The organism is Vibrio sp. V03_P4A6T147 (genome assembly GCF_002241085.1).
GTDB classification, from domain to species: Bacteria; Pseudomonadota; Gammaproteobacteria; order Enterobacterales; family Vibrionaceae; genus Vibrio; species Vibrio anguillarum.
In genome coordinates this window covers 1-6,887 of record NZ_NDIO01000417.1, presented here as the reverse complement: position 1 = coordinate 6,887, position 6,887 = coordinate 1, and the positions used below count along the sequence as shown (strand labels likewise).

Below are 6,887 nucleotides of genomic sequence, written 5' to 3'. Positions count from 1 at the left end.
ATTTTATCTCTGATTTAGGACACGTTAGACTGCTTGCCAATAAAGGCGAAATATGGCCAAAACCAACGAGTTGAGTCGCATGAAAATGACAAAAAACGTAGGCCTTACGGCTACGCCTCAGTTCACAAACTTGCGAAGACGTAAGTACATTGAACGAGGCTTGATGCTGGTTGTGATGATTGGCTTGTTTTCCGTAGCGTCGCTATACGGTGATCTCTTTACTCGGTTGGAAAACTATTTTTCGCCAAAAGATGAGGTGTATGGGGTTTGGGTTGAGCAGTATGTTGCCCCTTATTCAGCCAAACGAATTGAATTGGGGAAAGCAGGCGTGATCAGTAGTGGCCGAGTACTCACCACTTCATTTGAGTTTGATGGTCATTTTTTAGAATACCAGATTGGTGATACGAGCTATCGTTACAAAATGCGTGATGATAACAATACCGAAATGACACAAATGTCGTCGTCGCACTACAATCCAACCTTCCGATTGTCAGGAAAATACCAAAAAAACCTCCGTTAACAATTCGCTGATTGCGGTTTAGGCGCGAGTTTGTCATGCTTTTAGCAACTCAAATAACGGATAACTTCTGTGATTAAGCAAATTTTTCCTCTTGCGGTAGTACTGCTGCTGTTTGGTTGTGCGCAACCAACCGACCGTGCTCAGCAATATTTGGATGGTGATTTCTCTAAAGCGCTCAACAAAGTAGACACGGTGCAGTCCAATACGCCACGTGACTTTACGCAATTTTCCAAACAGAGCGAACAAGTGGTGACTCGCTCGGCGTCGATGGCAGCGATTTATCAACCTTTGTATCAACAGATCAGTGAATGGATTTTGCAAAGTGGTGATCCACAAGATTTGGCGAATTTTGGAATACAAGCGGCGCAGCTTGGTGGTGGCGATAAAAAAGGTAATGTGCTTTTCACTGGCTATTTTTCTCCGGTAATGGAGCTTCGCCATCAACCGGATGAAATATTCAAATATCCCGTATTTGGTTTGCCTGAATGTTCGGCCGATTGCCCAACGCGTGCGCAAATTTATGATGGTGCGTTAGCTGAAAAAGGGCTTGAGTTAGGTTATGCGGCGAACCTGATTGACCCTTTCATTATGGAGGTGCAAGGCAGTGGTTTTGTGCATTTTGAAGATGACGATACGCTTGAGTACTTCGCTTACGCGGGTAAGAATAACAAAGCCTACATCAGTATTGGCAAAGTCTTGATTGAACGAGGTGAAGTGACACGAGAGAAAATGTCACTCAAAGCGATCAAGGAATGGGTGCTAGCCAATGATGAACCGACGGTGAGAGAGCTGCTAGAGCAAAATCCTTCCTATGTCTTTTTTGCGCCCAAAGCGGCAGCCCCTGTCACTGGCTCTGCCGGTATTCCACTACTGCCGATGGCATCGGTGGCCGGAGATCGTTCCATCTTTCCAATGGGCACACCTATTTTAGCAGAAGTGCCGCTGCTCAATGCCGATGGTACATGGAGTGGCGCTCATCAGTTGAGAATGTTGATTGTGCTAGATACGGGCGGCGCGGTAAAAGATAACCACCTCGATCTGTACCATGGCATGGGCGAGCGCGCCGGAACGGAAGCTGGGCATTACAAACATTTTGGTCGCGTTTGGAAACTGGGGTTAGAAAACTCAGCCACACAAGCGCCTTGGGCATTGCCGCCTGAAAAGCTACAATAGTGACACAGGTTTCGACCTAGACTTTTAAATAAAGAGTGCGTATAAATCGCACTCTTTATTTTTCTATCGCTTTCAATCGGACTTTTAATTATGCGTGAACTCGATACCCCCGCTTCAGATAGCTACAACCAACGCTTCGGAGGCACTCGTCGCCTTTATGGAAATCGTGAGGTTGAAATACTGCGTGCTGCGCATGTGTGTGTGATTGGTATCGGTGGCGTTGGCTCGTGGGCAGTCGAAGCATTGGCGCGCACCGGCATTGGCGAGTTAACGCTGATTGATATGGACGATGTGTGCGTCACCAACATCAACCGTCAAATCCATGCGATGAGCGGTACGGTTGGGCAAAGTAAGATTGAAGTGATGGCCGAGCGGGTCAAGCTCATCAACCCTGAGTGTGTGGTGCACTTAATTGATGACTTTATCACGCCAGATAACCAGCACCACTATTTGAGTCAAACGTTCGATTACGTGCTTGATGCGATAGACAGTTTGAAAGCGAAAGCTTCACTACTGGCTTATTGCCGTAGCAATAAAATTAAAGTGATTACCGTCGGTGGTGCGGGTGGTCAAGTTGACCCAACTCAAATCAAGGTCGCGGATTTAACCAAAACGATTCAAGACCCATTGGCAAAAAAACTCAAAGATACGCTTCGTCATCGCCATAATTTCCCTGTAAACCCTGCGCGTAAGTTTGGTATTGATTGCGTGTTCTCGACAGAGCAGCTCAAATATCCGCAAGCCGATGGCAGTGTGTGCGCGGTGAAATCAACCGCAGAAGGGCCAAAGCGGATGGATTGCGCCAGCGGATTTGGCGCTGCGACGGTTGTTACCGCAACCTTTGGTTTTGTTGCCGTAGCGCGCATTGTTGAAAAGTTAATTCAGAAACATAAGGTGTAACGTTAATGACTCCTTTTCCTGCCTCCCCCTTTGGTCGTGAGATTAGCGCCGATGACATTGTGGCGATCATGCAAAATTTTACTGGCTGGGAAGATCGCTACCGACAAGTGATCCAGTGGGGGAAGTTATTGCCCACGATGCCTGATGCTTTGAAATCGCAGCAAGTCAGTGTTGCAGGCTGCGAGAGTCAAGTATGGTTAGTGGGGCAGGAGTACCAAGGAATATGGTCTTTCTGTGCCGATTCGGATGCGCGGATTGTGCGTGGTTTAATTGCTTTAGTCCTTGCTGCGTACAACGGCAAGACCTACGCACAAATTCAAGCGTTTGATGTGGATGCTTATTTTGAAAAAATAGGCTTGATTGCCCATTTAAGTCCTTCACGTGGTAATGGCCTTAAAGCCATTGTCGATAAGATAAAAAATATCGATCCAAGCTGAGCATCTCCCCCTTTTGATTAAAGGGGGAATTATTACAGCATATCAACCGCTTTAGTGATGGCGGCGATCAACTGTCCAACCTCTTGTTCGGTATTGTAAATACCAAACGAGATTCTCACGGTGCCAGTTAACCCGAGCGCATCCATTAATGGGTGAGCGCAGTGATGGCCAGAGCGAACCGCGATGCCTTGCTGATCGAGTAAGGTGGCTATGTCTTGATGATGAACGCCATCCATCACAAAACTGAGAATACTGGCATTCGGTTGATAGCCGATCACGCGAATATCATCGAGCTGTTGCAGAGCTTGATAAGTGCGTGCTTGCAATCTATGCAGGTGAGTTTCTACGGCCGTCCGATTGCAGTTTTGTAACCATTCGATTGCTTTGGCAAGGGCTATCGCCCCTGCGATATTCGGTGTGCCTGCTTCAAATTTCCCCGGCAGTTCGGCAAATGTTGTACCTTCAAACGAGACTTTTTCTACCATCTTGCCGCCGCCATGCCATGGAGGCATTGTTTCAAGCAGCGCTAATTTTCCGTACAGAACGCCAATGCCAGCGGGAGCGTAAAGCTTGTGCCCAGAAAAGAGATAAAAGTCGGCGTCGAGTTCGCGCACGTTGACGGTTTCATGCACAATTCCTTGCGCGCCATCAATCACGACCACAGCGCCGACTTGGTGCGCCAGTTTAATCACGGTTTCAATCGGTTGGCGCGTGCCCGTCACGTTGGTGGTATGGGCTAGGGCGACAATTTTGGTTTTATTCGATAGTCGTGCTTGAAAAGCCTCAAGATCAAAGTGGCACTCTGGCGTGATGGGGACTTTGACGACACTTGCTCCGGTTTGAGCCGCGACGATTTGCCAAGGCACTATATTGGCGTGGTGTTCCATTTCACTGACCAGAATCTCATCACCGGCTTGCAATGTATTACGTGCGTAAGTCTGCGCGATCAGGTTGATCGCTTCGGTCGCTCCGCGAGTCCAAATAATCTCTTTACGAGATGATGCGCCAATAAATTGAGCCATAGTGTCACGCGCCGCTTCAAAATCGCTGGTCGCTTTGGCCGTTAAGCGATGGCTACCACGATGTACATTGGCATTTTGCGTACTGTAGTAATGACTAATGGCATCTATCACCACTTGTGGCTTTTGCGTGGTAGCGGCGCTGTCTAGATAAATCAGAGTTTCGCCATCCACGGCTTGATTGAGTGCGGGGAATTGATCGCGAATGGTCTGCACGTCAAACATTATTGCTCACCTAACTTGTGATAATTCAATGCTGCCAGTGTCACCATTGGTTGTGCAACTGACCATGCGTGTGCTTTACCTGAGAGTGATATGATGATCTCCATCGCGAACTCAAGTGCTGTTCCCGGCCCTTGGCTGGTGATTAATTGATGGTTTGTATCGATGGTTACGCGTTGATCTCGCCATAAATCAGTGGGGATATGATCGCGAAAAGCCGGGTGCCCTGTCATGATCGCTTGCGGGAAAAGCTGATGATGTTGCAAAACTAAGGCTGGCGTGGCACAAATAGCCGCCAACCATCGACCATGGTTATGCTGTTGCTTGAGCATTTCGATTAGCACTGGATTGTCACGAAAGATCTCAGCGCCTCCAACGCCACCGGGCAGCGCAATCACGTCAAACTCTTCATCGATCACATCCAGCAGTTTACAGTCTGCGGTTAATGTCACTCCGCGTGAGGCTTTCATCATCAATTGCCCGTCGAGATTAGCACTGGCAACCACGACTTGATAGCCAGCTCTGACCATCATATCAATCACGGTGATCGCTTCCATCTCTTCGCAGCCCGTTGCTATCGGGACTAAAATTCGTTTACTCATTGGCTTTTCCAGCGGTGTTCTATCTGTTGAATGGCGTGATATAGCTTACTATTTTCTGGTGTTACGAGCTGATGTTGCTCTGCTTTCTTCAGTAAATAGCCCGTAATAAAGTCTATCTCAGTCTTACGTTGATAGAAAATATCTTGATGCATTGACGAATAATTCTCTGCTGTGGCTTGAATCACCTGCTTAACCTTAGCAAGCAGTGATGATTGAGTGATCGCAAAGCCTTCAGCGTTCATGACATCGGCGACTTCTGCAACAATATTTTCCAGCGGCCGTTGGAAGCGTTCATCGGCTAACTCACCATTGCGACATTGCTCTAACGCGGTGAGCGGGTTAATCGCGCAGTTAATTGCAAGCTTATGCCACAGTGCTTCTTCAATCGTGTTATTCCACATTACGTCTGGCAATGTATGCTGTAGTACATCCACTAGAAACTGACACTGCTTGCCTTGGGCGTTGTAAGCCCCTAATTGAGTTACGCCTTTGCCAGTATGCAATACTTGATTCATTGACGGCTTGAGTGCACCGTGCGTGGTGGTTGAAAGCACAATAGGAAAGTCATTCAGTTGATCCTGCATCGAATCAAGCGCGCCCATGCCGTTGTGCATAAATAGCAAAATGGTGTCACGATTGAGTGTATTCAGCAGCGGAGTGAGCGCTTGCTCGACTTGCCAAGCCTTAACAGTAATCAGTAAGAGATCGGCATGGCAGAGCGCGCTGTGATCATTGTAGGGCAGGGTAATAGACGCCTGTTTATCTAAAGCAATGGAAAGTGAAGATTGAGGTTGTCTGCCCCATAATGAAACGCGGTGTCCAGTAGCATGCAGCTTTGTCGCCCAAAGCAACCCAACCGCGCCCGGCCCAAGCACGACGATATTCATAACACCTCTCCATTGTTGACTTTGCGCCAAGGATAATGAGGTAGAAATGGAAAGCAATAAAAATGGCGCTCGAGAGCGCCATTTAGCTAAAAACTTAGGTTCGATTAGAACTTGTAAGTCACAGCTAGATAGTGACCAACGCCTGAAGATTCAGCTTTAGCAGATGCATTCCACGGCAGGCCTTCATTATCCGCAAAACCGTATACATCATGGTAAAGTTTTAGACCATAACCCACGGCAAAGCGATCAGAGTGCCAGTAGATACCGTTAAACATGGCACCGCCATCGCTAGATGTTGCGTATCCTTTGTCTGTTTCCATGCCAAATTGGTAATCGATGTAACCTTGGTAAGAGATAAATGAGCCGTTTTCAAAGAAGTAGAAAGGTTTGAACCAGTTGGTTGAGATTTGGAAACCATTCCAATCTTTCTTATTTGAATCGTAAGTACCGTACAGGTTTAAACCTACTTTACCTAGCCAAGGCACATTCACATCAGAGCCAAGGCCCACTTTTTGAGTGTTAACGCCAGACTTACCACCCCATTCCATTAGCGTAGAGACATACAACTCTTGCACTGGCCCGAAAGACAAATCTTTACCTGTAAGTGCATCTAGTGACATACGAGGTGCAAATTTCATAAAGATTTTTTCTTGGTTTTCCTTGTCACTGCTTGGATTGCTTAGCAGGTTAAAGATATCAACGTAACCGTACAGATCAAAAATCCCTGAGCGGCCGCCAAATTCCATTTCTAGATAATCGTGACTTGATTCAGATACGCCTTTTTCGTTTAGCGCAGCCATTAAGTTAAATTGCATCCATTTGTAATCGTTTTTATGGATGTCGCCATCTGAATAGTCAGCGGCCATAACTGGAGCAGAAGTTGCAGCCACTAGGCCTAGAGCTAGAAGTGATTTACGCATAAGGGGGACTCTCTATGTTTTGTCATAATTCAGCACACGTATATTTCTGATGTGCGTTCAATTGGCCCGAATAATAACGATAAAAATCTCAATTAAAAGTGATTGCGAATGCAAAAGTGAACAAACTTAGTGACTACGGTCACGTTAATGAATATTTGCTCGGAACTAAATTAATATTTCGTTCGCTTGCATCTTTAATGTGATTTT

The 6,887-nt window shown here is 46.7% G+C and carries 8 protein-coding genes; 4 read left to right on the top strand and 4 right to left on the bottom strand.

Going from position 1 to position 6,887, the window contains the following annotated elements; all coding sequences use genetic code 11:
- Nucleotides 1-52 precede the first annotated feature (52 nt).
- From B9J84_RS15845 to csdE, 4 genes are all read left to right on the top strand, one after another.
- The gene (locus B9J84_RS15845) at nucleotides 53-520 is read left to right on the top strand and encodes a DUF2850 domain-containing protein (protein WP_064625834.1); all 468 of its coding nucleotides are present in this window, start codon (nucleotides 53-55) and stop codon (nucleotides 518-520) included.
- A 69-nt stretch (nucleotides 521-589) separates the two neighbouring features.
- Nucleotides 590-1,693: a murein transglycosylase A gene (mltA, locus tag B9J84_RS15840; protein ID WP_094124542.1), complete on the top strand. Its 1,104-nt coding sequence runs from the start codon at nucleotides 590-592 to the stop codon at nucleotides 1,691-1,693.
- Nucleotides 1,694-1,783: 90 nt separating this feature from the next.
- Nucleotides 1,784-2,593, top strand: coding sequence for a tRNA cyclic N6-threonylcarbamoyladenosine(37) synthase TcdA (gene tcdA, locus B9J84_RS15835; RefSeq protein WP_013856157.1), 810 nt, complete (start codon nucleotides 1,784-1,786; stop codon nucleotides 2,591-2,593).
- A gap of 5 nt (nucleotides 2,594-2,598) precedes the next feature.
- Nucleotides 2,599-3,030, top strand: coding sequence for a cysteine desulfurase sulfur acceptor subunit CsdE (gene csdE / locus B9J84_RS15830; RefSeq protein WP_094124541.1), 432 nt, complete (start codon nucleotides 2,599-2,601; stop codon nucleotides 3,028-3,030).
- A 32-nt stretch (nucleotides 3,031-3,062) separates the two neighbouring features.
- Here the strand turns inward: csdE and csdA are convergent, their stop codons facing one another.
- From csdA to B9J84_RS15810, 4 genes are all read right to left on the bottom strand, one after another.
- Nucleotides 3,063-4,274, bottom strand: a complete 1,212-nt coding sequence (csdA, locus tag B9J84_RS15825; protein ID WP_094124540.1) for a cysteine desulfurase CsdA — start codon at nucleotides 4,272-4,274, stop codon at nucleotides 3,063-3,065.
- The gene (locus tag B9J84_RS15820) at nucleotides 4,274-4,873 is read right to left on the bottom strand and encodes a DJ-1 family glyoxalase III (RefSeq protein WP_064625831.1); all 600 of its coding nucleotides are present in this window, start codon (nucleotides 4,871-4,873) and stop codon (nucleotides 4,274-4,276) included. The genes csdA and B9J84_RS15820 overlap by 1 nt, the downstream gene beginning before the upstream one ends.
- Nucleotides 4,870-5,760 carry a 2-dehydropantoate 2-reductase gene (gene panE, locus B9J84_RS15815; RefSeq protein ID WP_094124539.1) on the bottom strand — a complete coding sequence of 297 codons (891 nt, stop codon included), beginning with the start codon at nucleotides 5,758-5,760 and terminating at the stop codon, nucleotides 4,870-4,872. The genes B9J84_RS15820 and panE overlap by 4 nt, the downstream gene beginning before the upstream one ends.
- A 104-nt stretch (nucleotides 5,761-5,864) precedes the next feature.
- On the bottom strand, nucleotides 5,865-6,680 hold the full coding sequence (locus B9J84_RS15810; RefSeq protein WP_094124538.1) for an outer membrane protein OmpK: 816 nt from the start codon (nucleotides 6,678-6,680) through the stop codon (nucleotides 5,865-5,867).
- Nucleotides 6,681-6,887: the final 207 nt, after the last annotated feature.

What these genes read in the sequence shown, in the direction of transcription:
- tcdA (WP_013856157.1), top strand. Translation starts at nt 1,784, where the DNA reads ATGCGTGAACTCGATACCCCCGCTTCAGATAGCTACAACCAACGCTTC.
- csdE (WP_094124541.1), top strand. Translation starts at nt 2,599, where the DNA reads ATGACTCCTTTTCCTGCCTCCCCCTTTGGTCGTGAGATTAGCGCCGAT.
- B9J84_RS15845 (WP_064625834.1), top strand. Translation starts at nt 53, where the DNA reads ATGGCCAAAACCAACGAGTTGAGTCGCATGAAAATGACAAAAAACGTA.
- panE (WP_094124539.1), bottom strand. Translation starts at nt 5,760, where the DNA reads ATGAATATCGTCGTGCTTGGGCCGGGCGCGGTTGGGTTGCTTTGGGCG.
- B9J84_RS15810 (WP_094124538.1), bottom strand. Translation starts at nt 6,680, where the DNA reads ATGCGTAAATCACTTCTAGCTCTAGGCCTAGTGGCTGCAACTTCTGCT.
- B9J84_RS15820 (WP_064625831.1), bottom strand. Translation starts at nt 4,873, where the DNA reads ATGAGTAAACGAATTTTAGTCCCGATAGCAACGGGCTGCGAAGAGATG.
- csdA (WP_094124540.1), bottom strand. Translation starts at nt 4,274, where the DNA reads ATGTTTGACGTGCAGACCATTCGCGATCAATTCCCCGCACTCAATCAA.